The sequence below is a fragment of the Thermogemmatispora sp. genome, assembly GCF_019683635.1.
Taxonomy (GTDB): domain Bacteria; phylum Chloroflexota; class Ktedonobacteria; order Ktedonobacterales; family Ktedonobacteraceae; genus Thermogemmatispora.
Window position 1 is genome coordinate 1 of record NZ_JADGIA010000059.1, and the last position, 26,487, is coordinate 26,487.

Consider the following 26,487-nt stretch of genomic DNA (forward strand, 5'->3'; position numbering starts at 1 on the left):
ATCCCCTACCTGCGCCCCCCGCCCTGGCGTCTCAGGCCCAGCGGGCGCCAGATCCAGCTCCTCCTCCGTTAACCCGAACAGCCGGCACAACTTGCGCCGGAAATATGGATTGGGCTTCGTTACCCCGCGCTCCCAACGGCTCACATTGACATGCGTCGTCCCCAGTCGCTCAGCCACCTCCTGTTGCGACCAGCCACGGCTCATACGAGCCTCCACGAGACGCACGCGGGGCCGCGGTGGCTCCTCCACCGATCGGTTGCTGCTCATGGGCAAGCCTCCCCCGACGCCCAAAAGAAGAGAACCCCTCGAAATGATAAAGATGTCTAGGGAAATGATAACATAAGTACTTTCCGATGTACATGGTCGCTCGGCATAATAAAGTAAAGAACACGTAGGGAAACGGAGGCGCCCTTTCAGGGACGGGGCACCCTCCGCCAGGTGAGGCCAATGCCACCCGCCGCAGGACCACGGCGCGTCTCACCCCAGGGACCCTACCATTGACCTCGCCCCCTGCGTGCTCTTCTTCTTTTACCTGTTATGTGCTCACTCGCTCATGCATTCTGGCGCAGCCAGCAGCTCGCCAGGCAGCAGGAGCAGGAGCGGATTGTACCCGTAATCATGGCCACCAGCCGTGGCCCAGTAGTTGGCCAGCCACAAGCGCGAGGGATCGCCATCGCCGCGTCGCATCCGCGGCGCAACGCCCCGATCCGCGCGTCTACCGGTCAGGGAGTACTGTCCAGTCATATGCAGCAACGAACAAGGAGAATCGCCATGCAAATGATCGCTTGCCGAGAAGAGGCCCGCGTCGCACGTAAACTTGTCCACGATCGCGAGCACATCAAGCACTACACGCTGCATGGCGTGCTCCCAGAAGGGTATGTTCTCGCCCTCAATACGGCCTTCGGCACCCTCTCCTGCCTCACCTATCTCGACAAACAACCAGCGCTGGTGCTTCAGCAGCAGTTCACCAACAATGAGATGAACGTCCTTCGCCCGCTGCTAGACTCCTACCCTTACTACTGTCCGTACGAGGTGCTCTTCGCCCACTTCTACCACGGCGAGGTCAACGAGCGCACCATTGAGCGCTGCCGCGCCAACCTGCTCAAGTCCCTCGAAGACGGCACCTGGGAACAGGCCACACGCCCTATCCGCAACGTGCTTTCGCGCGTGCGTATCAAGCTACGCACCTTCGGCATTAACATCGTCTCTATCTTAGAGACTGGCTATATACTCAAAGCGGCCCCGGCGCCGGCCTCAAGCACGGTCGCCTGAGAGGCCCACCAACTCACACGTCCGTAGCGACGCCAGCCCAATCTGCTGGCCCTCCTCGGGGAGAGAAGAGAACATACCGGCGAGGACGGAGAAACTTCCCAACCACGCCGAGCAGATACTTCTCCCTTCTCCCCCGACGACCCGAGGCAGAAGGCTGCTCACCTCGCGTTCGGCCCCGCCGGACCGATGGGGAAGGTGAGCAGCCTTCTGTTGGTCTTAGCTGGCTCCCTAGCGCTCCGCCATACTGGGCTGACAGACAATATGTCCCCCTTCAGGCCGAGCCGCCCGAGCCGCCGACAAACGACCATCCTCGCCTAAACACGCACATACGACCAGCCCTGCGGCTGACCATTCTGATAAGGCATGCAACCATGAAAAGCCCGCGGATCATCGTCGAAAACCATCGACAGGAAGTAGCGATCGCCAGGCCAGAGCGGCAGCCTCTCCAGCTCGGCCAACGGCACCCACACCAGCGTCCCCTCATGGTTGCCAGCATGCGGCTGCCCAGACCAGCGCTCAATGCGGAAAATAAAGCCAAACCAATCCTCACCGTTCTTGCCAAAACCTGGCCAGGAGATCGTCCCCCGCAAGACCAGCTCCTCCGCCTCCAGACCTGACTCCTCTCGGATCTCACGCCGCATACCGCTCACAACGTCCTCATGCGGCTCCAGCCGTCCGCCGAGGCCATTGTACTTGCCAAAATGCAGATCATCAGGACGCTTGTTGCGCTGAATCATCAGCACCTGCTGGCGATCCGGCGACAGAATATAGCCGAGCGTTGCCAAAACCGGTCGAAACAAGATCAGCTAGCTCCTTTACTAGGCAGAATCTGAGCAGCACCTCCATCAGACAGTCAGCCGGCCAGCTTGCCCCTTCTCTCCCTTATCAACTGAGCGGAGAGCAGAGACTCAGTCAGCCCCTTCATCTCCCATACCACCGCGGCTGGCCGGGCCTGAACACCAGCAGCGGCGCCGCCCCGGCTTAAATTCTATCAAGTGAGGCAATCTTCCAACTCCCGCCCAGATCCTTGAAAACCAAATGCGAGTGATAGGCCGCGAGATTGCTGCGAGAAATCGTCATGATAATAATCGTAGGACTATTGGCATCGACCTCAGCCGAAAAAGCCGTGACCTTACCCATCGTCTCATCAAGCGAGCGCGCCGTCTGAACAAAGTGATCCCTGGTCAGGGGCTGAGGACGATCACCCGTGGGATTAATGGTAACATCACTGGCCAGGTAACTATAGGCCCGAGCGTAGTCCTGAGCCTGGATAGCAGCATAAAAGCTCAAAGCCACACTGACAATCGAAGCCTGCACCGGCCTCGTCGGCGCCACCGTCGCCGTGGGAGAAGCCAGAGGAGCTGAGATCGGAGCCGCGGTCGGCGTAGGCTCCTCTCCCCCAACAGGCGCAGAGGCCACAATCTTCGGCCTCACGCCCGACTCCACCGTCGGAGAAGCCCCTCCCCCTGATCCACGCAGGGCAGGCAACGCAGCACTGCCACAACCGCTCAAGAGCACAAGGCTCGTCGCCCACCAGAGAAGCACCAGGCACAAGCTCCACCGTCGCATCTCTCTTTCCACCCTTCTTTCCTTCCTTAGACTCAGAGAACCAGACGGGCGCTCCCAAGGCCAAGGCAGGGGAGCGCCTCACACTGCCAACCATAATACGATTTTCTCATAAAATACTGCTAAAGTACAATAGTTTTCCCAGGCCCGGTTCTCCCAGAGCGTCAGCAGAGGAGAAAAGCGTTATTTCCTGCAGACAGTCCTCGCTTGACAAGCTCTTGCACATTCGGTTATTCTCGAAGAAAGTTCTGTCGTTAACTTGGCAAATACCAGAGCAGAGCCGGGGTCGCCGCTTCGTTCTATTCTTCTTCAGATCTGGGGTGAGCGCTATTACGCTTGTAATTGATGAGTTATTGTATTTCTGAAATGGGTCTCCTGTCAGAAGATCTATAGATGCAGATCTTTGTTACCGGTACGCCCTCCCACTCAACAGAACCGGCTAAGCAGAGACTGCTGGTTATGAAAATGCATCGTACTGTAGGGCAGCTGAGCGAGAACAGCGGGGGGACAACAAACATGGAAGAAACGCTAAGCGAACTCAACCTCACCGTGCTGGCCAACTACTGCACCCTGGAACTGCAGCGCTCGCGCCGGCACGAATCAGCGGATGAAGGCTATTGCCTGGAGCTATTTCGCCGTGCAGTTGAGCAGCAGACCGACCAGGCCTGGACCTTGCTACAGCAATGTCTGAGCGAGACCGTTCGCCTTTGGCTGCGCACCCACCCAGGTATGAGCCAGGCACTGCAGCATGATTCTGAAGAAAACTATGTCGCCTTGACCTTCAGCCGTTTCTGGCAGGCAGTACAGGAACATCCCCCCGAGTTTCCCAGCCTAAAGGCCGTGCTCAGCTACTTGCACGCCACGCTCCACGGCGTCATCATCGACATGCTGCGCAGTTATCAACGCCGGCAGGAGATCGCCTTACCTCAACCGGAGACCTCAGTCCTACTCAACGAAGAGGAGGAACTTGGCGACGAAGAAAGAGAGTATACCTGGGAATCGATCCAGAGCCTGCTCCCTCACGAGCGCGAGCGGCGCCTCGCCTACTTGCTCTACTATTGCGGCCTGAAACCCCGCGAGATCGTACTGCGCTGCGCCGATGAGTTTAGCGATATCAAGGAAATCTATCGTCTCAACCACAATCTGATCGACCGTCTGCGTCGCAACCGCGAGCGTCTGCGCTGGCTGTTGAGCATCGATTAGGCAGTGCCAGCGTGCCTGCCACTGCACTCGTTCTCACCATCACCGCCCATCGCTCTCTGGCGCTGCACCGTGCCGTTCAGGCTCCTTCACCTCATCAATTCCGCTGCACTGACGGCCCAACCAGGCAGCTCTAGACATTGGAAGCGCCACAGGGAAAGAAAGAGACGCGCAGGGCGGGCGCTCAGCCCTGCGCGTCGGCTGTGTGGCCAGAAGTGGGTGTGGTGTGGCGTCTATGATGGGTGAGAGACGGGCTTTCTCTGTGCTTGCTCTATCGCTAGATCGGCAAACTTGCGACTTACTCGTCATCCAGGAGGCTCTGCATGATCAGCCCATTCATATCGGAAGAAAATACGTGCTGCCCTCCCATGCAATAATAGAGTACATTTCCACGCTCATCCGTGACCGGAATGGACTCGGTCTCTGGATCAACCAGAATAATGCCTTCTTCATGATCCTCTGAGCAGTGGAGGTACTTGAATTGCTGGATTTTCATAATTTTCTCCCTTTCGTGCTGTTGCTTCACCAGTGCATCAACCACATTCTCTCTGGCGCCACTCGTGAGTCTACCGAGAGAAATCCCAGAATCCAACATTTAACTGGCCAGAGGGATAACAGTACTACCTCTCTCTGAAAAGGACGCCGCCACCGCGCTCGTGCTCATCCTCAAAGGAGCAGACTCTCTGGCGCAGCGCATGAAGGGAGAGAGCACTTCCCCTTAGAGGGCACAGCAGGAAAGGAGCGCCTACTATTATGGACGTGTATGGACGTGAGCCGCCACCCAGCCGAGGAAGAGCACAAAACAAAAGTCTTACACTGGTAGCACTGGTAGCAGGACAGCAGAGGTGGAGGAGGAGCACAGCCCAAGAAGCCAGCAATCACCCTCTCGTTCCCTGGTGAATTGCAGCACTGCTGTGCTCTTGACTGGCTGCTGCGTCGAATCAGGCCAGGGATCTGCAATTAGCCGGCTGCCGGAATTCGCCTAGAGTACAACTCAGCTCGGGGTACCTGCGCTGCGCTCCAAGAGATCGCGCAGGACCACCGCATTGTTATGCTCCCTATCTCGCGCCGAGTAGACAAGGGTCAGCGGCCCGCGCCGGGCCAGCTCCAGAAGATGGGCCAGCGCGGCACGTGCCGCCTCCTGGTCGCGCAGCTCCTGCTCATAACGCCGACGAAACTCGGGAAATTTCTGGGGATCATGAGCAAACCAGCGGCGCAGCTCATCACTGGGAGCCACATCTTTAAGCCAGAGATCGATCCGCGCCCGCTCCCGAGAGAGGCCACGCGGCCAGAGCCGCTCGACCAGTACCCGTGTTCCATCGCTCTCCATTGCCTCCTCGTAGACGCGCTTGAGCCGAATAAGCGGCGCCTCTCCAGACATGGCTGTGCACTCCTTTCCTCTCATCAAGCCAGGGTCAGGATCGTGTCAGGGTGAGGTCTGGCTATCGCTGGCCAGAAGGAGATTGTAGAGCTGCTGCTGGCGTGCAAGAGCCTGGCGATAGCGCTCACCGCGTGCGCGATCGGGCTGTACAGGGGCCGCCAGAGGCGGCGGGATCTGAGCCACGTCTGGGAGGAGTCCCAGCGATTCTAAAGCCAGCAGAGCGACCCCACGCACGGCAGCCTCACGAACGCGCAAGGGATAGAGAGGTTCACCCAGTACATCAGCAATGATCTGCTGCAGCGTCGGCGAGCGCAAGAGCGCGCCCCCACTGCCAATGATTTGCGTTCCTCCCTCGCGCAGCTGCGGCTGAGTATCGAGGCGCTTGTAGACAACGGCCAGGCGGTAGGCCAGGGCCTCCATCGCCGCCCGCAGAAGATCTACAGGACGCAGCTTCAGATGCAGACCCGAGATGGTCATGCGAGCATCGGCATGCCAGCCAGGACTGCGCTCGCCCGCCAGAAACGGCAGGATGGTCAGACCGTGGCTATCAGGCGGCACAGCCGAGACCAGCGGCTCCACTTCGTCCAGCGGCGGCAGACGTAGCAGCTCTGTCAACCAGGACAACAGGTTACCGCCCTCGCTCAGCGCCCCCCCTAGCAAGGCCCGGCGCGCATCCAGCAAATAGAGCCAGAGACCAGGCAGCGGCTCAACGCTGTCCGCCGGCACGGTCACCCGCAGCGCGCTGGAGGTACCAATAGTCAGCGCATAGCGCGCACTCACCACACAGCCCGAACCGACATTCGCCGCCGCCCCATCACCAACAGCAGGAAACCAGAGCACATCTTTCAGCAGCGGCCAGCGCTGAGCATAGAGAGGACGCAGTCCCTGCAAGGCGTTGCGCAGATCACCGAGCGCCGGAAACTGCTCGCGACGAACCGCCAGGGCCTGCAGCAGGTCCTCATCCCAGCTGAGGCTCCGCAGATTCAGCAGCCCCGTTCCCGAGGCCATCGAGAGGCTGCAGACCGAGTGTCCTAACAAGCGCCGATGGAGAAACTCGCCAAAGGAAAGCCACTGGGCACTTTCCTGCAGGAGCGCAGGACGCGTCCGCGCCAGCCAGCGCAGCCGGGCCGGCCAATAGCTGTTTTGCAGCGGAGCCCCCGTGCGACGGTGAATAGCCCGCTCGTCAAGCAAAGCGCGCAGCTCAGCCGCCGCCGCATGCGCACGCGTGTCCTCCCAGGTGATGAGCGGCAACAAAGGCTGCCCCTGGGCATCAACAGCGATCAGGCTGTGCCAGAAGGTATCGGTTGCTACCGCGGCAATGGTCTGGGCAATCACTCCCGCAGCCTCTAGTACCCCATCGATCGTCCTGGCAACCAGCTCAACAAGCCTATCACCATCGATCGTGGCCTCCCCTTCGGCTGAAGTGCTGAGCTGATAACGATACTGCGTCAGTGTCCCCGGTACCGCCTCGCCCCGCGCATCAACAAGCATGGCTCGCACCGAAGAGGTCCCCACATCGATGGCCAGCACTGTCGGCTCGGCCAGCGTATCTCTCGATCTGGCACCTTTCACGCTTCCTACGCTCCTTTTCTTGCTCTACTTTCTTTTCTGAATACCTCTTTTTACAAGAAAAAATCATTTCTTGCCTCTGCTTCGTGCAGCAGGCAGGAGGCTGGAAGGACAAAAGACTGCTCTCTCCCTCTCGGCCCCCTGTGGTGGCGCCACCACAGTAGCCGTCCCCTCTACTGACACGTTGCAGAGGCTGAAAGAAAAGATTAGTCAGGATTCCTGTTCTTCCCGTGAATCAGTTCGATCATATCATACGTTTCAAGATGCAGTACCCTGTACGCAGCGGACGGCAGCAGACAGCGCGCCGGAGAGCTGAGTGAGCAGAGAGCGGTACCCAGTTAGTCAGATGGCTGCTAAGGAGAGACCGAATAGATATCTTATAATAGACTACAGCCCCTGGATGGATTCCACCTCTGGCCAGAGAAACATCACGCAGAAGGATCATTTGCATGAGTACGACCATGAAGCAGCCGGCAGAAATCCGACGCCGCGTAGAGGACTACGACCTGATCACCGGGCGTGCACGCTTTGTGGATGACATCAGGCTGAATGGACGCCCGTCCATACTGCACGCGGTTTTCGTACGCAGTCCCTATGCCCATGCCACCATCGAGGGCATCCGCCTCGACGAAGCGCGCAGTCTGCCGGGCGTGGTAGCGGCTTTCAGCGCCGCCGATCTGACAGAGCTGCCGCCGATCTTCGCCGTACCTGTGCCTGGCGTCAAGCGCCCGGAGAAGCAGCCACTGGCCAAGGACAGAGTACGCTACGTTGGAGAGCCAGTAGCAGTCATCGTCGCTGAGAGCCTGGCCATTGCCACCGATGCCCTTGACCTGGTCGAGGTCGACTACGAGCCGTTGCCGGCGGTCAGCGACCCCGAGGCCGCTCTGGCCCCCAATGCCCCATTACTGTACCCAGAGTTTGGCAGCAACGTAGCCTTCGAGATGCCGCTGAAGGCCGGCAACGTCGAGGAGGCCTTTGCCCGTGCCAGCCATGTCACACGTCTGCGCCTGGAGAACCAGCGTCTGGCCCCCTCTTCGCTTGAGAACCGCGCCTGTCTCTTTGACTACGATCCAGAGACGGGCCAGCTGAGCGCCTGGCTCTCCTCGCAAGCGGTTTATCAGGCCCACCAGGTCCTGGCGGAAGCCCTGGGTCTGGATCACCGCCATGTTCATGTGCACAACGCCATGAGTGGCGGCGGCTTCGGCGCCAAAACACGCCTCGGCGGCGAAGAACTGGTTTGCGCAGCCCTTGCTCACCGCCTGGGCCGTCCAGTGAAATGGATTGAAACACGGCGCGAGAATCTGCAGGCTCAGACCCACGGGCGTGGCCAAATCAACTACGTGGAGGCAGCCTATCAAGACGATGGGCGGCTGCTGGCCTTGCGCCTACGCAACATTGCTGATCTGGGGGCCTTTCTCCTCGGCATCACGGCCCTTGTTCCGATTCGCACCCCACGCCTCGTCTGCGGCGCCTACCAGGTGGAGGCCGTCGAGAGCACCGTCGTCGGTGTCTTCACCAACAAGGTGCCGACGATGGCTTACCGCGGCGCTGGCCGCCCAGAGGCAACCTATATCATCGAGCGCGTCATCGACCGCATCGCTGCCGAGCTGGGCCTTGATCCCGTCGAGGTGCGGCGGCGCAACATGATCCCGCCCGCATCCTTCCCCTACGAGACCGTTACCGGCCAGCGCTACGATAGCGGCAACTACCAGGCTGCCTTTGACCGTCTGCTGGAGCTGGCCGACTACGAGGGCTGGCGGGCCCGGCAGCGCCAGCGCCGCGCCTCTGGCGATCCGCGCCTGCTCGGTATCGGACTGGCGACCTTTACCGAGATCTCTGGCGATGAAGGAACCCAGCCGCGTGAGGCGGCTACCGTGCGCATTCGGCCCGACGGCACCGTTGTCGTCGAAAGCGGCGTCTCCTCCACCGGCCAGGGCCACGTGACAGCTTTCACGCAGATCGCTGCCGAGGTTCTACAGGTAGCGCCCGAACACGTCGAGGTGCACCTGAACGATAGCCGACTGCCAGCTTTCAGCATCGGAACCTTTGCCAGTCGCGTGACCCAGATGGGCGGCTCAGTAGTGCTACTGGCTGCCCAGGCCGTGCGCGAGAAGGTCCTGCGCCTGGCCTCGCACGCGCTGGAAGCCGCCCCCGCCGATCTAGTGCTCCAGGACGGACGCGTGATGGTCCAGGGGGCGCCAACCCGCTCCCTAACCCTGGGTGAGCTGGCGCGCCTGGCCGAGGAGCAGCCCGCCCTGCTTGAGCCAGAACCCCCCGACCCGCTTACCGATCAGCCGATCACAGGTCTGGCAGCCCGCCGTGACTTCGTTTCCGGCCCCACCTTCTCGTTCGGTGCTCATATGGCGGTCGTCGAGATCGACACCGAGACCGGCGAGGTGCACCCGCTGAGCTACGTGGCTGTCGACGATGCGGGCCGCATTCTCAACCATACACTGGCTGAGGGCCAGCTACACGGCGGCCTGGCCCAGGGCATCGGCCAGGCTCTCTATGAGCAGGTACTCTACGATGAGCATGGCCAGCTCATTAGCGGAACTCTCCAGGATTATGCCCTGCCGCTGGCGGCTATGGTTCCTTCCTTTACCACTGATTTTGTGGAGTCGCCTTCGCCGAATAACCCGCTCGGAGCCAAGGGCATCGGTGAATCGGGCACGATCGGCGCCCCGCCGGCCATTGTGAATGCTGTCCTCGATGCCCTGGCCCCCCTCGGCATTAAGGAGATAGACATGCCGCTAACGCCAGAAAAGGTCTGGCGCGCTCTGCAGACGGCCCGCTCGTCATCCTGAGCCGGACCCTGGCCCAGCGCAGCCCAAGGACCTACCTGGGCGTGCCCACGCGCGATCAGAAAGGCTACTGAGCAGCCAGGCGAGGGCACGCCCCTTTTTAGGGGCTGTGGCTGGTGAGGCAGACAGCAGAAGCGTGCAACGACAAGCGTAGCCCCTACCGTCCACAACGTCCACAAGCCAGCAAGAAAGAGCGTGGCCTGGAACCCCGAATAGCCGCGCTCGGTCAGTCAGGAGGAAGAGCGCAGCGAGTCGAGATAGCGCTTGAACTGAAAACGGTTTTCCAATAAATCCAGATCGAGCCGATAGGAGGCCGGAGCGCTCGCCTCCACTTTGGCCACCAGGGTTGTCATCGCCGGACGGGCCAGGGCCTGCGTCACCGCCGTGCGGAACTGGGCAAGCGTCTCCGCTTCCAGCACGCGCGGCATGCCAGCCGCCCGGGCCATCTCTGCCAGATCAGTGCCGCTGGCGGTCGCCGTGGGGAAGCCCCCCACCGAGACCAGGCTGCCATTGTCAAAGACAACATGGAGCAAATTCGGGGGCCGATAGCGAGCCAGCGTCGTGAGGGTGCCAAGATTCATCAGCAGCGAGCCATCGCCATCGAGAACAATCACCTGCTGCCCCGGCAGGGCGAGCGCCAGACCCAGGCCCAAGGACGAGGCCAATCCCATCGAGTGCTCCAGATAGAAAAAGTTGGGTCGATGGCCAAGAGCATAAAGCTCGGCGGCGACCGCACCCATAATCGTGACCACAATACGCCGTTCTAGCTCGGGATAAATCTCCCGCAGGGCGTCCGCACGCAACATGCTGTTTGCTCCCCTTCCGCTCGTCATCTGAATTGAAAAGCATCCACATGCTTGACTGAAGCACAGCATCAGCAGAGGGCCACTGGCTACGGCTCCTCATCTTCCCAGAGCACTTCACGGGTTAACAGGACCGCCACCGGATGCAGGGCCGAGAGAGCCAGCGCCTGGGCCTCCTTGAGACGTCGGGTCAGATCATCTTCACGGCGCAGGCAGTAGTAGGGGATCGTCAACGCTCGCAGCACTGGCTCTGTGAGCAGCCCCCCCTGTGTCTGCCAGGGGTCCCTTTCGCCCCAGGAGCCACGATAGCTGATCAGCAGCAGCACAGGGATCTTATACAGCATAGCCAGCGAGACCAGCGGATTAATGGCCGCCAGGAAGCCGTGGTTCTGCATCACATGAATCGAGGGCAGGCCAGCAAAGTAGGCCCCTGCCGCAATGCCGATCGACTCCTCCTCTCTGGCCACCTGCACAAGGCGCATCTCCTGATCCGCCTCTACCAGACGCAGCAAGGGAACGAGCCAGGTCTCAGGCAAAGCCGAGACTAGCCTGATATTACAAGCCTTGAGGGCCTCGTAGATGCGGCGCGCCCCCTCCAAAGAGACTGGCATCTTACCGTCCTCCTCTCTCACAGCGAAGCCTGAGTGAGCCAAGAGTCTCTAAGCTGTATCCAATACGCAATACATGCATGCATCAAGAGCAGAGAGAGGCACCAGCTTTCAACTCTCGCTTTCTCTCTGGCTAGTATAGAACATCGGCGAATGACCCGCCAGGCGGCACGGTGCCCCAACAGAGCCAGGCGCCAACTGGAAAAGCAGCGTTCCCTGTGGCATACTGCAAGAGGAGTAACCGCGAGCGCCGCCTCAGAGGAGGAACTGGCTGACAGGGCCTTCTCTCCTCAAGCTCATCCAGCCAGCCCGCACGACGCGCAGCGCAGGCGGCTCCCCGCGCTTTCGTTCGGCTCGGTTCGGTTCCCCACTCTGATGAGTCAGCGTGGCATACCAACGAGCCGAGCCAGCCCTAGCCAGTCAGTCCACAGTGCCTGCCTCACCGAGGCATGTCACAACGACTACTCATTGGACAGGAGAGGATCAGCCAACGATGACTGAGTTACTGCAGCACCTTCCACTGGCCGGCAAGCGAGCCGTTGTCACAGGAGCCAGCAAAGGCATCGGGCGCGCCATTGCCCTGGCCCTGGCCGAGGCCGGGGCCGATGTGGGCATCTGCGCGCGCAGCAGCAGCGAGCTTGAACAGCTCGCAACCCAGATTGAGGCCCAAGGTCGGCGCTGCGTCTTTACGAGCTGCGACGTGACCGACCCGGCCCAGGTCGAGCGTATGGCCAACGAGCTGCGCACAGGTCTGGGCGGCGTCCATATCCTGGTTAACAACGCCGGCATTGCCGGCAGTCACAAATTCCTCAACCACCCCGACGAACTCTGGCATCGATTGCTGGCAGTGAACCTGACCGGGGTCTACTACGTCTGCAAAGCCTTTGTGCCAACGCTCGTCGAGCAGCGCTACGGGCGCATCATCAACATCGCCTCCATCGCCTCACGCGTTGGCGGGCGCTACATCGCCGCTTACACGGCCTCCAAGCACGGCGTCCTTGGCCTGACTCGCGCCCTCGCCGTTGAGCTGCTGCCCTACAACATCACGGTCAACGCCATCTGCCCCAGCTACGTCAACACGCCTATGACAGATGCCAGCGTCAGCAACATCATGGCCCATACAGGCATGAGCGAGGAGCAGGCCCGTCAGAGTCTGGCGCGCAGCAGCCCGCAGAACCGCCTCATCGAGCCAGAGGAAGTGGCCGCCATTGCCGTCTTTCTGGCCCTGGATAGCAGCAAGGGCATCAACGGACAGGCCATCAACATCGACGGCGGCGGCGTCATGTCCTGATAGACACCAGCGCCCCGGGCAGGCACCAGCGGCCCCAGCCCTGGTGATACCTGCCCTTCCAGGCCCTGGTCATCCCTACCCCCCTGCTGGCGAGGTCGTTTCCACAGGGCGCCGGCAGCCTTTTGTATTGCCCTACGCTGCGTCATAAGCAGCAGCGCACCTGTGGCCAAGGTTGACGCTGTTCGTCTGCATCGGCTATCCTGAAAGAAGAAGCGCCTGAAAGCGCGCAAATGCCTGATCTCTGCAGGCACCCCGCCCGGCGCCTTGCAGTTAACCACCACAGCACACGCACAGCCAAACAACCAACCCATCCTGCGACATCATCCAACTCCGCCAGCTAGCTGGTGAAGCAAGGAGTCATCATGAGACATCTTGCAGCAGTGCTTGCCGCCTGCAGCCGGGTTCTGATCGCAGGCATCCTCTGGATAGGCGTCCGGCTCTTTCACAAGATTGAATTTCACGGCCTGGAGCACCTACCTGCACGTGGGCCTGTCTACTTTGCAATGGCCCACAAACGCGACGTCGACCCGATGATCGAGGTCCCCACCATCCTGGCACGCTGGAGCTGGCGGGCCGTCACCCGCGATGTGCTCTTTGCCATCCGCAGCGACGCCTTCGCGCCACGCTTTCTCAGCCGCGTCGTTCCAGAACCAGGCTGGCTCTCGCGCCTGCTGGGGCTGCTGTCGCTGGGGGGCCTCCTGCGCTTCATCGGTCTGCGTCCGATCGAAAACATTCACCTGCGTCCAATCGAGCTTTGGCTGCGCAACGCCCTTCAGAGCGAAGGAGACCGCCCGGCGGGCGAGATTCTCAGCCCGGCCTTCTTGCAGCAGTGGGCGCACAGCGCTGGCGAGCAGGCGCAGCGTCTGGCCGCCGCCCCCTTATCGCGGCTCCTTTCCTGGCATTATCGAACCATTCTACGCCGTCTGAGCGGAGCCGAAATCTTCCAGCCAGAGGTCTATCTACGCGTCAAGAATCGGGTGCTGGAAGAACTGAGGCAGCAGCTTACCGTGCTTTCAGCCTGGCTTGCCCGCGGCGGTTCGCTCTGGGGAGCGCCGGAAGGTCAGCTCTCACCTGATGGCCGTGTTGGCCCCATTACCGCAGCCCCCCATCGTCTCCTGCGCGGGGGGCCGCCCGAAACTCGCGTGGTGCCTATTGCTATCATGTATGATTTTATGACCGTGCGACGCCGCAAGCGCGTCTTTGTTAGCCTGGCCCCAAGCATCGAGCGCGCTCCACAGCTCCCACAGCGCGAGCTGCACGAGCACATCCGCCGCGCCTGGCTATTGAGCGCACACTTTACCTGCACCCAGCTCGCCAGCGGCTTCCTCGTCCAGCGCATCAAGGAAGGGCGTTCCTCTTTCACCCTGGATGAGCTGGTCGTGGCCATCAATCGTCAGGCGCTGCAGCTGAAGCGAGCCGGCAGACATGTCGATCGGCGCCTGCTCAAGGCCCGCAGCGTGCGCCGGCTGGCCCGTCACTATCTCAAATATGCCGCCCACAGGCAGCTTGTGCGCCGGACGGGGCGGCGCACCTGGAAGGCTACCATTGGTAGCCTCAGCATCCAGGTGGGACGAGGCGAGCCGGGCTATCGCCAGGCCCCCCTGGCCTACGCCTGGAATGAGCTACAGGACCTGCTCAGTGTCGGCCTGACCAGCGCCGCCTCGATCTCCGCTGCCAGCACCAGCACCGCCCGCCAAAGGGGCCAGGCGAGCTGAGACCGGCGAAGGCGCCAGCCTCAGTTCGCTCGGTACGGGCACGGGTGCAAACCTTGGCCGTAGCTCTCTCCAGCCAGCTCGGCTAGGCCTGCGGAAGGCGCTGTTCCCGCAGGAGCAGACGCGCCAGCGAGCGCTTGTGTACTTCATCAGGGCCGTCGACAATGTGCAGGGTACGCCCGTGGGCCCACATCGAGGCCAGCGGGAAGTCATCGCAGAGGCCCGCAGCACCAAAAACCTGAATTGCCCGATTTACAACGTTGGTCATGACAGTGGGCGCGACAATCTTGATCATGGCGATCTCTTTCTGCGCCGCTTTCTTGCCCAGGGTATCCATCATCCAGGCGGCCTTGAGCGTCAGCAGGCGCGCCTGCTCAATCTCCAGGTGCGACTGAGCAATCCATTCCTGAATGACCCCCTGCTCCGCCAGCGGCTTGCCAAAGGCAACCCGCGCCTGGGCCCGGCGGCACATCAGTTCCAGGGCATACTGGGCCGCTCCAATGGCTCGCATGCAATGATGGATGCGGCCCGGCCCCAGGCGCGCCTGGGCGATGGCGAAGCCGCTGCCCTCCTCGCCAAGCAGGTTGCTCGCTGGTACGCGTACATTCTCAAAGCGGACCTCGCAGTGACTCTCGTTATCGAGATAGCCCATCACCGGCAAGCTGCGCACAATGGTGACGCCTGGCGTGTCGCGCGGCACGAGAATCATGCTCTGCTGGCGGTGACGGTCGGGGTGATGAGGATCGGTCTTACCCATGACGATGAAGATTTTGCAGCGCGGGCGCGCCGCCCCCGAGATCCACCATTTGCGCCCATTGAGGACATACTCGTCTCCCTGACGCTCAATGGTCAATTGGATATTCGTAGCGTCCGAGCTGGCCACATCCGGCTCGGTCATGGCGAAGGCCGAGCGAATCTCACCCTCTAGCAACGGTTTGAGCCATTGCTCTTTCTGTTCCGGCGTGCCGAATTCGGCTAGAATCTCCATGTTGCCAGTATCGGGCGCCGCGCAGTTGAAGACCTCCGAGGCCCAACTGACGCGTCCCATGATCTCCGCCAGCGGAGCATATTCCAGGTTACTCAGGCCCGGCCCGTAGCGCGGATCGGTCATGAAGAGGTTCCAGAGGCCCTCAGCTTTGGCTTTTTGCTTGAGTTCATCGACGATCTCGGCGTGGTGATGAGGATTACCCGAGGCCGCAATCTGCTGTCGGTAGGTCTCCTGATTGGGATAAATATAGCGCTCCATGAAGTCAAGGAGACGCTGTCGCAGCTCGTTGACTCTCTCCGAATAGGTGAAATCCATTGCTTCTTGCTCTCCTTGTTGGGGGACGGAAACACACCTAGCAATTCAATGCGCAGGCAGACGCCTCGTTCCTGTTCGGCTCGCTCACTGGAGCGCCTGGGAACGAGGCGCCAGGACATGCTCGCGGAAGAAGCTCAGTACGCGCTGCCAGGAGTCCTGCGCAGCGACGGGGTGATAGTTGGAACCACGATCATTGAAGAAGGAGTGTTTGGCTCCTGGATAGATCTTGATATCGTGCGGGATCTGGTAGCGATCGAGGACCTCGTCGAGCTTGCGACCAGCCGCCGCAGTGAAATCCTGCTCAGGATAGGAGCCAACCACTGGACAGGCGCGCCTGACGGCTTCCAGGGGGCGCGGATTCATGCCGTAGAAGGGGGCAATCGCTCGCAGGCGGCTGTCGGTACAGGCCCAGGCGATGGCCAGACTACCACCCATGCAGAAGCCAATAGCTCCGAGCCGCTGACCGTCGACCGCCGGCTGCTGCGCCAGGAAATCAAGGGCATGCCGCAGGTCACGCACTCCGCGATGATTGAGCGAATTGAGGATGAGGCCGCTCATCATACGGAACATGCAGACGGTGCGGTTTCCTGCTGAGAAGAGGTCGACGGCCAGAGCCGCATAGCCCTCAGCAGCCAGACGCAGGGCGATGTCTTTGATGTTGTCGTTGAGACCATAGATCTCGTGGATGACCACTACGCCGGGATACGGTCCCTCTCCCTGGCCGCTACCGCCAGGCAGCGCCAGAAAGGCGGCGAGCTGTCGCCCTTCGGAGGGAAATGTGACCATCTGCGTCACAGGTTGAGCCATCTGGGGTCTCCTTTGTATGGCCGCATAGTTCTTTGCCTGCTCAAATTATAGCTTCTTTCTGCCGACCGGCTTCAAGCCCGATGACAATGCTTGCTTGTTCTAAGCAGTAGGGGGGAAGAAGAGCAGGAGAAAGTCAGATCAGGCCGCCAGCCGCCAGTGAGGCCAGAGGGCTTCCCGCTAGCGTGATAGACGGCTGCTGCGTTCGTCAGGCGGCCAAGTAGACCAGCGCAGTCGCTTGAGCGCGGTCCGTGCGGTGCTAACCAGGCTGCCAATGATGACCAGGCTGAGTGCCAGGAGAGCGATGGGAAGAGCGCCGTCTCGCCAGAGCAGGCCATCTGCCAGGGCCTTGCCTGTTAGGAGTCTATCCAGGCTAAAGGGATCAGCAGGCGTGAGACACAAGAAGAGAAGACAAAGTATCAGGAACAAATTGCGTACGATTGCTGACCAGGAAAGAGGCCGATCTCCTAGAGGGCCGCCACAATGGCAGCTAAGATCACGACGTCCACGGAAGAGATTGAGCGCCATAGCAAGACTGAAGAGCAGCAGCAGACCAGCGGCGCCGCAGGCTGCTGGCCTGCTCCAGGCGCCCGCGAGCAAGAGCAGAGCCAGGCTGCATTCCACCAGAGCGATGGTGAGCGCCAGCAGCCCTAGCAAGGACTTCTGCGTCTCCAGCCAGACAGGCAGTATCTGATAGGCCCGGAGGCCTTCGCGAAAGGCAGACAGATCTTTCAACTTCTGGGTGCCGGTCAGTAGGAGCAGGGTCCCAATGACTAGGCGCCAAAAGAGACGAAGCTCAGCAATCACCAGCACCGTGCTCATCCCCTGGCTCATCGCTGTTCATCTGACCAGGAGCGTCCGCGGCGAGGGCGGTCGGGAGACAGGAGGCCTGGAGGCTCTCCCTTACTTCTTGCGACGGCGCTCCAGCTCTGTATTCATGGCCCGCGCTGCGCGAAGCAACAGCTCGTCGCTGGAGACTCCGCGGGCCGGACTAATGATATAGGCCATCTCCTCGGGATGCTTGCCTGCTCGGAGCGGCTCCCAAACCTCAAGCACAATGCGCCCCAGATAACGCTGATTAGGGGTGCTGCCAATGATCGGTTTCCCTTCCAGACCACGAAAGAGATCGTAGCCGCGCGCAAGATAGGCGGTTGGTCCTGGTCTCTGCGACTCGGGCTGTTGCTGATTGGACATACGGCCTTCTCCTTTCACATAGCTCGCTCGCGAGCCTCACCAGCCTGCGGCCTGCCAACTGGCTCAGCCACAGGGTTAGCTAGGCCACGCGACGGGGCCTGTGCGCTTGGTGTTCACCACTAGCCTTCTGTTTTTGAAGAGAGGCGTGTAGTGTGACAGCGTCTCCGTCTAGCAGGCCTCGCACACACAGTTCGGAATATAGCCAAGAATCCAGAGAAGATGCGAGCGAAAAGCGGCTGGAATGCAGGCGTCGCAACCCGCCAGACAGCTACAGACACAGCCCGTATCGCAAGGGCAGCAACAGGCGGAGAAGCACGGGTCACAGATACCTGTACATTCAGGGCAGCCGAGATCTGGCGTTACCGCGCCGGGCTGAGCATAGGCCAGCGCCACGGCGGCGGATGCCGGTCGCAGCAGTTCAAGCTCAAGACCAAGGAGCGCGCCCAGAAGTAGAAGCCCAAGGCGAGACAGTCCCCCTAAAAAGCCCCGCCGTGATTGCCTCATCAGCTCCTCGATCAGGCGGTCATTGAGCCGTTGACTTTCGCGAGGCACTTGCCGCTCTTCAGACATGCCACCGCCTCCTTTCGCCTGATCTCATCTCTCTCACCGCTCGCTCACTGGATCTGCGCTATGGGAATGCGTGGGAGGAGCGAGTGATCAGGCGGAGCAACGTGCAGGGTCAAGTAAAGCCAGTTCGGCCCAGGATTGCGCGACTGATCCAGCACGCGCCCATTCTCATCTAATGCCAGACCAATGGGAATGGAGGCTACCAGATAGCTCCGCGCCACCAGGGCCTCACTATCAACGAGTACCGCTATGCCTTCGCGCTCTCGCAACGTCTCAGCCATCAGCCGCACCTCAGCCGGCTGGCCATAAATCACAGCGACAACCATCCACCCCAGCGCCGGCACCCCCCCAGGACGGCTGGCCAGCTCATCGAGCTGAGCCACAATGGCCCGGCAGGTAGTGCAGGAGGCTGAGAGTAACAGTAAGAGGACCTTGCGCCCACGCTGGAGAAATTGCCCTAGAGAGGTTGCTTGACCAGCCACATCGGTCAGCGTAAAATCGCTGACTTTGTCGCCAGCCTCGAAACGGGTCACGCGCACGCTCGCCTGTCCTAAACGACTCTGGAGGGAGGCTAGATAACGCAGGATGGCAAAGACGATGCAGTAGAGCACGATTAAGAGGAGCCACTGCACAAGGAAGACAAGAAGCCATAAGCCTGTCATTATCTGGCCCTCCTCCTGGAGCCATCTCGCCGTGCCTCTCAGTCCGGCAGTGATAGATATAAAGATTGATTGCCCGGTTTATATCATTGCATATTAATAATAATCACATCAATAGTATTACTCATCCTGCTCAGAGGATAGTATCAAAAAACTTCTATGTCAAGTCACAACGTTTGAAGAAATCTGACAATGATGCGTGCTCTCCTCTTGCCAGCTCCCCTGGCCCGCAGGAGGCCAGTGCGGCAAGAAAGACCCTGGCGAGGAAGGGCTGATCGGAGGGAGAGGGAAAGCAGGGAGGAAGCAGATGGGGATCACCGATAGCATTTGGCCTGTCGTGTGCACCTATGGTGAGCCGGGGAAAGCAGGTGATCCCCTCAGTTTGCCGATTGTCACCAGTGCTGGCAATGGTCATGAAATACCAGAAAGAGAGAAAAGGACAAGGAGGGCATGGCTTGGAGAGGCATCGCTGCGTCAGCTATCTGGTGCGCCAAACCTCCAGAGCGATGGCAGTCGCACGCTCCTCGCCAACCAGGCGGGCCAGGCGCTTATGACAGCGCTCCATATTGCGAATGCGAGCCGTAATAAACCGATGCTGAGCAGCACCTGCTGCCAGTCCCGTCAGGCCCCAGCGAGCGGCCTCATACTCGTCCTCCAGGCGCTTTCTTAGCCGTGCGATCTCGCTCTCATACATCCTTTTGCCTCCTGTTACACAAGATACCCCACAAAAAGCGTAACTTTCCTATCATCGCCAACTATGCTACAATCCTCATCGGAGCATGCGATGGCTTCTATTCAGAAGCATAGAATCCCTTTACATCTTTGCATACAAACAGACTAGTTAGTACGGAGGAGGCCCTGGGGAACCACGAACCTGCTGTCGAGTCAAGCGAGCAGAAGAGAAGAAAGGAGACCGGCATGAGCGCGGGTGGCTACCATTACGGCAAAACCATCAGGCACTATCGTGAGCGACGCGGCCTCACCCAGCAAGAGCTGGCGGAGCGCTGGCCGCGGGCTCGTGGAGGAGTGGGCGTCGACTGGCGCTATGTTCAGGCCATTGAATATGGCAAGAAGCGCATTGCCGACCCGAACACTCTTCGTCGTCTCTGCGAGCTACTGGAGATCCCTCCGTGGGAATTTGGGCTTTCCTCTTACGACCCCTTCAATCCCCAGGCCTCCCTCCCCACCAAAAACCGTCTCTTCGAAGAGAGCTTGTCTCTAGCTGAGGCTCTGCTCAGCCAGGCACTGGCCATGAGGCGCCTGGCACCCCTTCCCGAAATAGAGCAGCAGGTCCAGCGCCTTGAGGGATTTCTGGCGGCCAGTCGCAGCGAGCTGCCCCCGCCCCTGCGTCTAGAGCGTCGTCTGCAGAAGCTAGTCATCCAGTACTACAGCCTCGTTGGACTCATGCACTACGAGCATCGTCGCTACGATCGCGCCCGCAGCAGCTTTGAAGAGATGCTTACTGCTGCGCGGCAGGCCGAGGACCCGGTGCTGACGGCCCATGCCCTGCAAAAACTGGGCGTAGAGCTTAAGCGCATCGGGCGCCACAGCGAGGCTATCAATGCACTGGAGGAGGCGCGCGACCTTGCCCTCAAGACCAGCAAACCTCTGGCAGCCTTCACCAGTGCCTACCTCAGTCAGATGTACGCCATCGCTGGGGACGCGCCGCGCTTTGAGCGCACCATCGAGCAGGCCATCTCCCTGGCCGAGCCTCTCAAAAGTGCCTACGGCGACGGGACCGACTTCGTCTTTCACAAACTCAGCGGCATCTTCCTCCTGCGCTGTCGCGGCTATCTTTACACCAATCAGCCGCAGAAAGTGCTGGAGAGATACGAAGAACTACGCCGACAAATCTCGCTTGACAGGAACCTCTGGCTTGATTACCGTCTCCATCTTTACCGGGCCCAGGCCCTCCTGCGAATGCGCGAGGTTGAAGCCAGCCTAGAAGAAGGCCGGGCTTTCCTGCAGGCCGTCACCGGCTGGCAATCGCCCCACCGTCTCGCCAAAGGCTATGAGCTGCTGAGCGAGATTGAGCGCGCCGGCTACGGCGACCTGGCCATCGTGCGCGCCTTCCGTCAGGAGCTGCTGGAGCATCTAGAGCAAGACCGCAGCCAGACGCCCCAGTAGGCCAGTATAGACCGACTCGTCTGCTAGCTTGTTGGCAAGCCAGCCCGAACAGGACGGAGCCGCAGGCGGGCTCTGTCAGGAGCGAACCCTTCCCGCCGCCAGGCCAGGACAGCACCAGCCTGGGCTAGGTGCCGTCTGTTTCTTGCTCTGTTTCACCAGCCTCCTCGGCTCTCTCCTGGTCAGGCCGCGGCAGCTGACAGCGAATCCAGCGCGGATGGATCTGCTCCAGCGGCTGCGTCTCGGCGAACAGCGAGAGCTGACGATCCTCGCGAAAGAGCGCCTCGAAATCCTCGGGTGCAAAAGCCTTACGCAGGCGCGCGGCGTAGGAGCTGGTCAGCAAGCGGATATAGTATTCGACGTCGTAGTCGCGGCGCTCAGCCAGCTCCTTACTGCTCTGGCGCACGCGCTCCATCGTCGTCAGCGGCGTCTCCCCCTCAGCTGAGGTCGGCGCCAGCGCCAGCCATTCCTGATCAGCGGGCACCTCCTCCGTGTTCTCGTCGGGCAGCCACACATACTGCTTCTCAGCGGTCCGGTAGAAGCGCACGCGCTCGCCCGGGAACCAATGGCGCCGGCCTGCCCTGATCAGCGCCTCATAGGCCGGCTCCTGATGAGACTGACGCGAGGCAAAATACGTCTCGGGCGTCTTCGTCAAGCGCACCTGGGTCGCCACATCTGCCGCCGGCAGCGCCCGCGCGCGCAGCGCCTCGACTGTCTCCAGATAGGCGGCCCGCACCTCATGGACCTTCCCCAGCATCGTCGCCAGCAGAGCACGCCGCAAGAAGCGCTCGCCGAACGGCTCCGCGCGGCTAGAGCGGAGAGCCACCCCGTGGACGATCAAGCGGCCATCGTAGGTCAGCAGGGCATAATTCTTCACCTCATGGCTGAACATCGCCCGATAGCGTCCCTCATACTCCAGGCGAATGCCAGACGGCAAGCCTGCCCCGATCTCAGCCACCAGGGCCCGCTCTTGTTCCTCACTCCACTCGGGCGGAACCGCGAAATAGACGCCATCGGTATCGGCCTCAATCAAAGCCAGCCCGCGCCTTCGCAGTGCCTGCACCACCTGATCCAGAATCGCCCGCCCACGGCGCGTTACCTCAGCTGCGGCCTGGGCATCGGCGAAGAGCGCCATCTTGCCTGCACCCATATAGCCGTAGGCCGCATTGATCAGAATCTTCATCGCCGCCTGAGTCGCGGCATGATGATTGGCCTCGATCGAGCCTGGCGGAGCCTGACGGGCCGCCTCCTTATGCTGCAAGCGTAGATCCGTCAGACGCCCCAGGATACTCAAAAGCACCCCCAGGCGATCGCAGCGCGGACCGATAGCAAAGGTGCGCATCAGCGAAGGATAGAGCGAAGCCACATCCGCCTTGACCACATGCTCAGCCACACCTGTGGCAAAGAGATGCACCGCTCCCCCCTCGTACAGGCCATCACTCCCGGCCTCCTGCTCTGAAGGGCGCGGCAGTGCCGCCCCGGCGCGTAGGTAGCTGCGCACCAGAATTGGCTCCAGCACGCCCATCGCCGGCCCCGCCGAGACCAGGCGCTCGTAGCGGCGTGGCGCCATACTCGCCAAGGCGAAAGGGGCCCCCAGCAGACGACGCGACAGGCCATCCACCTCCTCCACATCATCCAACGCATAGCGACGCACCCGCTCAGGATCACGCCGATAGGTCTCTACAATATCCATCCCCGCAATGTAGGTGCGCTCTGCCGAGGCGATACCGAAATAGCGCGCCACATCTTTCAAGGCATAGCTCGGCATATCACGCACCACAAAATCATGGCGACGCACGGCATCGAGCGTATCAACCAGCTCACGGCCCGCTACACTATAGCGCAGGCGCCGACGGGCCTCCGGCCCGATCGCCAGCGTCTCCTGATAGCGATGTAGCCGGCGCGTCGCCTCCGGCGCGCCCTGGCGTCCAAGCATCAGAGGCACTCCCAGCGCACGCGCTCGCTCCTCTAAGAACGGCAGATCAAAGCCAAACAGATTATGATTCTCAATCACATCAGGATCGCGCTGGCAGATCAAGTCGCACAGATCGCGAATCAGGCGCGGCTCATCCTCCTCACGCGGCGCCTCTAGCGTTATCGCCAGGCCGCGACTATCGCGTACTGCCGCCAGGAAAATGCGCCCTCGATGGGGATCAAGCGCCGTGGTCTCCAAATCAACCTGCAAGCGATGGAGATGTTCATAGGCCAGGTCACGAAAATAGACCTGGCCTGTCTGCATCAAATACTGCTCCACCGGCCCGACCGCGTAGTAATCCTCCAGCTCAGCAAGCGACGCCAGCCGTCGCCCCAGACGACGCGCCGCACCTCGAAGCAGCATGCGCTCCAGACGGCTCAGATCGGCGCAGAACAGCAGGAAACGATACGTTCCCTCCGGCCCATCCAGCTCGCGATAGTAGATCAGCCCTGGTGACGCCTCTGACGGCGGTGGAGGTAGAACTGCGACCCGGCACAGACGCCCTCCCACAGCGGTCAGGTCCTCCAGAGAGGTCGCCAGCACCCACGGCCAGAAACGCTCATGCGAGCAGTGGACGCGCTCGCCCTCGCGACGCCAGACCACGGCCTCACCCTGGCGATTCGCCCAGACCGAAACGATGCCCGGCGTTGGATTCCAGCCAAAGAGGTAGGCATCTTCTTGCTCTTGCGAGCAGAGCGAGGCCGCCGGACTATTGCCGACAGCACTCTCAGCAGGAGCCATAGCCATTGCTCCTCTCACCGCTAGCTGGCGAGAGTCCAGTACAAAGCCTTTAACTTTTGTTCTAAGCTTAACACGTCCAGGCGTCAGCGCGCAAGAGAGCCAAACGTTTTGTCAAACCGTTGACAGATAGCTCGCTTGAGAGGAGCAAGCCTGAGAGAGGCCAGGCGAGATACCGGCGAGAGAAGAGAGGGGAAGGACAGGGTAGCCGGAGCAGAAGGCTCACAGCAGGTGTGAGTAAACTTCTACTCCGGCAGTGGAGAGGGAGGCAGACCGCCGAGAAACCAGTGAAAGGAGTAAGAAATCTGCTGACGTTACAGCCCAAGGCCACCAGCGCCGGCTATCTACTTCGCTGAGCTGCTGGCCTGACCTCCACCCCCAAAGGCGGTCTGCCACTATGGCTGGCGAAATCTGCTTTGAGCCACAGCACAGCCTGGCTCTACTGCGGCTGGACCGTGCCCCGGCGCGTACACTGGATCACTACCTGATGATTGGCCTGATCCAGTGTCAACGTACACGGAGCACCATTAATCGTCACCGTGCCAGAGCAGCCCTGAATGACGCGACCATTGACCGAGCAATTCACGGTCGTTCCCTGGCCATTGCCATTACCGTTGCCTCCACCATTGCCGCCCCCATTGGGGACATTAATGGTCGCATCCACCGCCACGCCATTGGCATCGGTCGTCACCGTAATCGGGTCGGGCAGGTTAATCAGCGCCTGACAATTCAGCTCCTGATAGGTGGTCACAAAGCGCTGGGCCAGGAAGGTGAAGAGCGAATTGGCCGCTCCCGCATCAGGCGAAGGACTGGCCTGGGTAAACTGCTGGTCCAGTTTCAGGCGCGCCGGCGCCACATTGACCAGATTCTGACAGTAGGTAGCCGTGCTGGCCTGATTGAGCGAACCCACAGGAGCCTGATCCACCCCAACGCGATAGGCATTGAGCTTGCGCAGATCGAGCTGGCCGTTGTTAAGCACCATCGGATCGCCGGCGGGCACCAAAGCCACAGGTTGTTTCTGATAGAGGGCCGCCTGCAGCTCGTTGAGCGGCAAAGCAGCAACCGTATGGCCAGGATCAGCCAGATCGGGTGCCATCCAGGGGGTGCAACCGAGAGCGCTATCGAGGCCGATCGCTAGCAGCCGCTCATCGCTGCCGTTGGTTTGCACCTGCGCTCCCTGCAGGGCCGTAACGTTGGCAGCGGTCATCTGAGCGATACGCCCATCAGCGGTCACCAAATACTCAGTCACCACATTGTCACTCTGATCCTGGTCGACCAGGCTGAAATCGCGCGTCGTCGGGCAAGGCTGGCCGTCTTTGGCCGTACCAATCGGAGGAACCTTCAGTCGCCCACTGCGGATCGCATAATTGGCAGCGGCGAAGAAGGCCGGGGCGTTGCAGTAAGCAAACTGGCCAAAGATACTGCCGTTGACTCCGTTGACGCAGCGTCCCTGTCTCAGGCTGCCATTGTTATCAACCAGGGTCAGATTGTCGCCATTGAAGCCGAACCAGAGCGCAACCACTGCTCCCTGTGGCAGCTTGGGCGGGGTCGGCTGGATCGCCGGCTGCGTGCCCTGGTCGACAACCAGAGGATTATAGATAGAGATCTGACCAGTACGGGGGTCCACAATGGCCCCCTGGACAAAGGCCGCCTGCGCCGGGTTGGCCTCATGACATGGCCCATTGGCGGGATTGGTGGCAACCAGTTGGTAGGGCGTCGCCAGCCCCTGGGCGCTCAGCGGATTAGGCGGCACGATGAGCGAACAATCGGTATTGTCGTCAGCCGCCCGCGAGGTCAGGTGTGGCAGCACCACAACCCCTGCAGCAATCAGCAGCAGGAGCAAGGGGATGCTTACCCCCACCAGAATCGGCCAGCGGCGACGTGCTCTCCGTGATCCCTCGTACATCGATAACGGTGCTTGCTTCCGGGACATAGTAGCTGGTTACCTTTCCTTTCCACAGGATGATGCCGCCCCTCAGCGGATATCGCCAGTGTCATAGGGACACCTGGTAGGTAAATACACAAAAGGTAAGAGCAACGAGAACCTTCTCTGCAGCGCACCCTGCCGCCCTCCTGTCTAACCACTTGCCTCCCTCCTTTCCACAACCACACCCCGAGTCGGCAGAGAGCACTACGACACAGTCTGGTTCCTGTTCAGCTAGCCCTATACAAGCATAGAGCAGGTGATATGATCTATGTGCATCTATCAATCCGAAGCTAATAAAAAAGTACCGGTACAGAGTTGAGAAATCTTAACCTCGCCCCTCATTTTTTCAGGAAAGCAGTACCAGGGAAAAATTTCCTGTAAAGGAACTGCAACTTGAACGTGTAAAGAAAGCCGTTCTTTGGCAGCGCAAGCGCAGGGGCGCAGGCCAGCAGATGTCGGGCCAGATGGCAGCGGTAGGGGAGGACGGAGAATCGGATCGACCGCCGGCGCGTATACAAACGGTCGCTTGATCGAGAGCAAGGCAGGGGAGGAAACCTGTTTTCCCATCCATCCAGGGGAAACAAGTCCGTCCAGGCGAGGCTGGCCTTGTGCGCCTGAGTCCCACCAGGCCAACCTCGAAATTCACGAAAAGTTAACGCCCTGGCTGATTGTATTTTAGGATGGGCGTGGTATAATGTGAGTGTGATCGGGGATCTAACAATCCTTCAGTAGCAGTTCAGGTGCTCCTCACCTGCCGCTCAGGACTTCCCCATAAGAGATCACCACAGGCAGACCTTCTGGCGGGAACCAGGCGAATAATAACTGCAGCCGGACCGTAACAGTCGGTTCATTCAGCCCAGTGTGTTCAGAGGAGCGAACACAGAGTACAGAAGAGGTTTTTTTACCCATGATGTCTTACGAGGATTACCAGGATCGTGTTCTTACCTGCCGTGATTGTGGTCAGGACTTTGTCTTCTCTGCCGGCGAGCAGGC

General features: G+C 60.5%; 24 protein-coding genes. 7 read left to right on the forward strand and 17 right to left on the reverse strand.

Annotation, left to right across the window (positions count from 1 at the left end):
• Together IRZ31_RS08835 and IRZ31_RS08840 are read right to left on the reverse strand one after the other, a co-directional pair.
• The coding region (locus tag IRZ31_RS08835) for a helix-turn-helix transcriptional regulator (RefSeq protein ID WP_297152543.1) at positions 1 to 267 on the reverse strand (267 nt) is incomplete at its 3' end.
• 276 nt (positions 268 to 543) lie between these two features.
• Positions 544 to 687, reverse strand: coding sequence for a hypothetical protein (locus IRZ31_RS08840; protein ID WP_297152545.1), 144 nt, complete (start codon positions 685 to 687; stop codon positions 544 to 546).
• A gap of 84 nt (positions 688 to 771) precedes the next feature.
• Here IRZ31_RS08840 and IRZ31_RS08845 point away from each other — a divergent pair, with 84 nt between their 5' ends.
• On the forward strand, positions 772 to 1,272 hold the full coding sequence (locus tag IRZ31_RS08845; protein ID WP_297152546.1) for a hypothetical protein: 501 nt from the start codon (positions 772 to 774) through the stop codon (positions 1,270 to 1,272).
• Positions 1,273 to 1,586: 314 nt separating this feature from the next.
• On the opposite strand, the gene IRZ31_RS08850 is transcribed toward IRZ31_RS08845, so the two are convergent.
• Positions 1,587 to 2,075, reverse strand: coding sequence for an 8-oxo-dGTP diphosphatase (locus IRZ31_RS08850; RefSeq protein ID WP_363325651.1), 489 nt, complete (start codon positions 2,073 to 2,075; stop codon positions 1,587 to 1,589).
• A 178-nt stretch (positions 2,076 to 2,253) separates the two neighbouring features.
• Entirely contained in the window at positions 2,254 to 2,841 is a 588-nt protein-coding gene (locus tag IRZ31_RS08855; RefSeq protein WP_297152550.1) for a hypothetical protein, read from the reverse strand.
• Positions 2,842 to 3,297: 456 nt separating this feature from the next.
• Here IRZ31_RS08855 and IRZ31_RS08860 point away from each other — a divergent pair, with 456 nt between their 5' ends.
• A complete protein-coding gene (locus tag IRZ31_RS08860; protein WP_297152552.1) occupies positions 3,298 to 4,041 on the forward strand; it encodes a hypothetical protein in 744 nt (247 codons plus the stop codon).
• A 295-nt stretch (positions 4,042 to 4,336) separates the two neighbouring features.
• On the opposite strand, the gene IRZ31_RS08865 is transcribed toward IRZ31_RS08860, so the two are convergent.
• From IRZ31_RS08865 to IRZ31_RS08875, 3 genes are all read right to left on the reverse strand, one after another.
• On the reverse strand, positions 4,337 to 4,534 hold the full coding sequence (locus tag IRZ31_RS08865) for a hypothetical protein (protein WP_052890818.1): 198 nt from the start codon (positions 4,532 to 4,534) through the stop codon (positions 4,337 to 4,339).
• Between the two features lie 498 nt (positions 4,535 to 5,032).
• Positions 5,033 to 5,419 (reverse strand): DUF488 family protein, encoded by a 387-nt coding sequence (locus IRZ31_RS08870; RefSeq protein WP_297152557.1) that lies wholly within the window; start codon positions 5,417 to 5,419, stop codon positions 5,033 to 5,035.
• Between the two features lie 45 nt (positions 5,420 to 5,464).
• Positions 5,465 to 6,991 carry a gluconokinase gene (locus IRZ31_RS08875; protein WP_297152559.1) on the reverse strand — a complete coding sequence of 509 codons (1,527 nt, stop codon included), beginning with the start codon at positions 6,989 to 6,991 and terminating at the stop codon, positions 5,465 to 5,467.
• A gap of 446 nt (positions 6,992 to 7,437) precedes the next feature.
• Here IRZ31_RS08875 and IRZ31_RS08880 point away from each other — a divergent pair, with 446 nt between their 5' ends.
• Complete coding sequence (locus IRZ31_RS08880) at positions 7,438 to 9,792, forward strand: xanthine dehydrogenase family protein molybdopterin-binding subunit (RefSeq protein ID WP_297152560.1); 2,355 nt, start codon at positions 7,438 to 7,440, stop codon at positions 9,790 to 9,792.
• A gap of 227 nt (positions 9,793 to 10,019) precedes the next feature.
• Here the strand turns inward: IRZ31_RS08880 and IRZ31_RS08885 are convergent, their stop codons facing one another.
• Both IRZ31_RS08885 and IRZ31_RS08890 read right to left on the reverse strand, forming a co-directional pair.
• Positions 10,020 to 10,595, reverse strand: a complete 576-nt coding sequence (locus IRZ31_RS08885; protein WP_297152562.1) for a thiamine pyrophosphate-dependent enzyme — start codon at positions 10,593 to 10,595, stop codon at positions 10,020 to 10,022.
• An 86-nt stretch (positions 10,596 to 10,681) separates the two neighbouring features.
• On the reverse strand, positions 10,682 to 11,203 hold the full coding sequence (locus IRZ31_RS08890; protein WP_297152564.1) for a thiamine pyrophosphate-binding protein: 522 nt from the start codon (positions 11,201 to 11,203) through the stop codon (positions 10,682 to 10,684).
• A 490-nt stretch (positions 11,204 to 11,693) separates the two neighbouring features.
• On the opposite strand from IRZ31_RS08890, the gene IRZ31_RS08895 reads away from it, so the two are divergent.
• Both IRZ31_RS08895 and IRZ31_RS08900 read left to right on the forward strand, forming a co-directional pair.
• Positions 11,694 to 12,491: an SDR family NAD(P)-dependent oxidoreductase gene (locus IRZ31_RS08895; RefSeq protein WP_297152566.1), complete on the forward strand. Its 798-nt coding sequence runs from the start codon at positions 11,694 to 11,696 to the stop codon at positions 12,489 to 12,491.
• 362 nt (positions 12,492 to 12,853) lie between these two features.
• Positions 12,854 to 14,206: a hypothetical protein gene (locus IRZ31_RS08900; protein WP_297152568.1), complete on the forward strand. Its 1,353-nt coding sequence runs from the start codon at positions 12,854 to 12,856 to the stop codon at positions 14,204 to 14,206.
• Positions 14,207 to 14,288: 82 nt separating this feature from the next.
• Here IRZ31_RS08900 and IRZ31_RS08905 read toward each other — a convergent pair whose 3' ends face one another.
• From IRZ31_RS08905 to IRZ31_RS08930, 6 genes are all read right to left on the reverse strand, one after another.
• The gene (locus tag IRZ31_RS08905) at positions 14,289 to 15,506 is read right to left on the reverse strand and encodes an acyl-CoA dehydrogenase family protein (RefSeq protein ID WP_112431242.1); all 1,218 of its coding nucleotides are present in this window, start codon (positions 15,504 to 15,506) and stop codon (positions 14,289 to 14,291) included.
• A gap of 84 nt (positions 15,507 to 15,590) precedes the next feature.
• Positions 15,591 to 16,313, reverse strand: coding sequence for a dienelactone hydrolase family protein (locus IRZ31_RS08910; protein WP_297152572.1), 723 nt, complete (start codon positions 16,311 to 16,313; stop codon positions 15,591 to 15,593).
• Between the two features lie 177 nt (positions 16,314 to 16,490).
• Positions 16,491 to 17,132 (reverse strand): MauE/DoxX family redox-associated membrane protein, encoded by a 642-nt coding sequence (locus IRZ31_RS08915; protein WP_297152574.1) that lies wholly within the window; start codon positions 17,130 to 17,132, stop codon positions 16,491 to 16,493.
• 81 nt (positions 17,133 to 17,213) lie between these two features.
• Positions 17,214 to 17,504 (reverse strand): hypothetical protein, encoded by a 291-nt coding sequence (locus tag IRZ31_RS08920; protein ID WP_297152576.1) that lies wholly within the window; start codon positions 17,502 to 17,504, stop codon positions 17,214 to 17,216.
• Positions 17,505 to 18,118: 614 nt separating this feature from the next.
• Entirely contained in the window at positions 18,119 to 18,733 is a 615-nt protein-coding gene (locus tag IRZ31_RS08925) for a redoxin domain-containing protein (protein WP_297152578.1), read from the reverse strand.
• A gap of 475 nt (positions 18,734 to 19,208) precedes the next feature.
• Complete coding sequence (locus IRZ31_RS08930) at positions 19,209 to 19,424, reverse strand: hypothetical protein (protein WP_297152580.1); 216 nt, start codon at positions 19,422 to 19,424, stop codon at positions 19,209 to 19,211.
• Positions 19,425 to 19,648: 224 nt separating this feature from the next.
• On the opposite strand from IRZ31_RS08930, the gene IRZ31_RS08935 reads away from it, so the two are divergent.
• Complete coding sequence (locus IRZ31_RS08935) at positions 19,649 to 20,857, forward strand: helix-turn-helix transcriptional regulator (protein WP_297152582.1); 1,209 nt, start codon at positions 19,649 to 19,651, stop codon at positions 20,855 to 20,857.
• A gap of 124 nt (positions 20,858 to 20,981) precedes the next feature.
• On the opposite strand, the gene IRZ31_RS08940 is transcribed toward IRZ31_RS08935, so the two are convergent.
• Positions 20,982 to 23,570 carry a DNA polymerase domain-containing protein gene (locus tag IRZ31_RS08940; protein ID WP_297152584.1) on the reverse strand — a complete coding sequence of 863 codons (2,589 nt, stop codon included), beginning with the start codon at positions 23,568 to 23,570 and terminating at the stop codon, positions 20,982 to 20,984.
• A 436-nt stretch (positions 23,571 to 24,006) separates the two neighbouring features.
• On the reverse strand, positions 24,007 to 25,500 hold the full coding sequence (locus IRZ31_RS08945) for a hypothetical protein (RefSeq protein WP_297152587.1): 1,494 nt from the start codon (positions 25,498 to 25,500) through the stop codon (positions 24,007 to 24,009).
• 904 nt (positions 25,501 to 26,404) lie between these two features.
• Between IRZ31_RS08945 and IRZ31_RS21365 the strand changes: the two genes are divergently transcribed.
• The coding region (locus tag IRZ31_RS21365) for a zinc-ribbon domain containing protein (protein WP_363325652.1) at positions 26,405 to 26,487 on the forward strand (83 nt) is incomplete at its 3' end.

Bases quoted from the DNA above. Each gene is read 5' to 3' on its own strand.
- IRZ31_RS08840 (WP_297152545.1), bottom strand. From the start codon at position 687: ATGCGACGCGGCGATGGCGATCCCTCGCGCTTGTGGCTGGCCAACTAC.
- IRZ31_RS08845 (WP_297152546.1), top strand. From the start codon at position 772: ATGCAAATGATCGCTTGCCGAGAAGAGGCCCGCGTCGCACGTAAACTT.
- IRZ31_RS08855 (WP_297152550.1), bottom strand. From the start codon at position 2,841: ATGCGACGGTGGAGCTTGTGCCTGGTGCTTCTCTGGTGGGCGACGAGC.
- IRZ31_RS08860 (WP_297152552.1), top strand. From the start codon at position 3,298: ATGAAAATGCATCGTACTGTAGGGCAGCTGAGCGAGAACAGCGGGGGG.
- IRZ31_RS08865 (WP_052890818.1), bottom strand. From the start codon at position 4,534: ATGAAAATCCAGCAATTCAAGTACCTCCACTGCTCAGAGGATCATGAA.
- IRZ31_RS08870 (WP_297152557.1), bottom strand. From the start codon at position 5,419: ATGTCTGGAGAGGCGCCGCTTATTCGGCTCAAGCGCGTCTACGAGGAG.
- IRZ31_RS08880 (WP_297152560.1), top strand. From the start codon at position 7,438: ATGAGTACGACCATGAAGCAGCCGGCAGAAATCCGACGCCGCGTAGAG.
- IRZ31_RS08885 (WP_297152562.1), bottom strand. From the start codon at position 10,595: ATGTTGCGTGCGGACGCCCTGCGGGAGATTTATCCCGAGCTAGAACGG.
- IRZ31_RS08890 (WP_297152564.1), bottom strand. From the start codon at position 11,203: ATGCCAGTCTCTTTGGAGGGGGCGCGCCGCATCTACGAGGCCCTCAAG.
- IRZ31_RS08895 (WP_297152566.1), top strand. From the start codon at position 11,694: ATGACTGAGTTACTGCAGCACCTTCCACTGGCCGGCAAGCGAGCCGTT.
- IRZ31_RS08900 (WP_297152568.1), top strand. From the start codon at position 12,854: ATGAGACATCTTGCAGCAGTGCTTGCCGCCTGCAGCCGGGTTCTGATC.
- IRZ31_RS08905 (WP_112431242.1), bottom strand. From the start codon at position 15,506: ATGGATTTCACCTATTCGGAGAGAGTCAACGAGCTGCGACAGCGTCTC.
- IRZ31_RS08910 (WP_297152572.1), bottom strand. From the start codon at position 16,313: ATGGCTCAACCTGTGACGCAGATGGTCACATTTCCCTCCGAAGGGCGA.
- IRZ31_RS08915 (WP_297152574.1), bottom strand. From the start codon at position 17,132: ATGAGCACGGTGCTGGTGATTGCTGAGCTTCGTCTCTTTTGGCGCCTA.
- IRZ31_RS08920 (WP_297152576.1), bottom strand. From the start codon at position 17,504: ATGTCCAATCAGCAACAGCCCGAGTCGCAGAGACCAGGACCAACCGCC.
- IRZ31_RS08925 (WP_297152578.1), bottom strand. From the start codon at position 18,733: ATGACAGGCTTATGGCTTCTTGTCTTCCTTGTGCAGTGGCTCCTCTTA.
- IRZ31_RS08930 (WP_297152580.1), bottom strand. From the start codon at position 19,424: ATGTATGAGAGCGAGATCGCACGGCTAAGAAAGCGCCTGGAGGACGAG.
- IRZ31_RS08935 (WP_297152582.1), top strand. From the start codon at position 19,649: ATGAGCGCGGGTGGCTACCATTACGGCAAAACCATCAGGCACTATCGT.
- IRZ31_RS08940 (WP_297152584.1), bottom strand. From the start codon at position 23,570: ATGGCTCCTGCTGAGAGTGCTGTCGGCAATAGTCCGGCGGCCTCGCTC.
- IRZ31_RS08945 (WP_297152587.1), bottom strand. From the start codon at position 25,500: ATGTCCCGGAAGCAAGCACCGTTATCGATGTACGAGGGATCACGGAGA.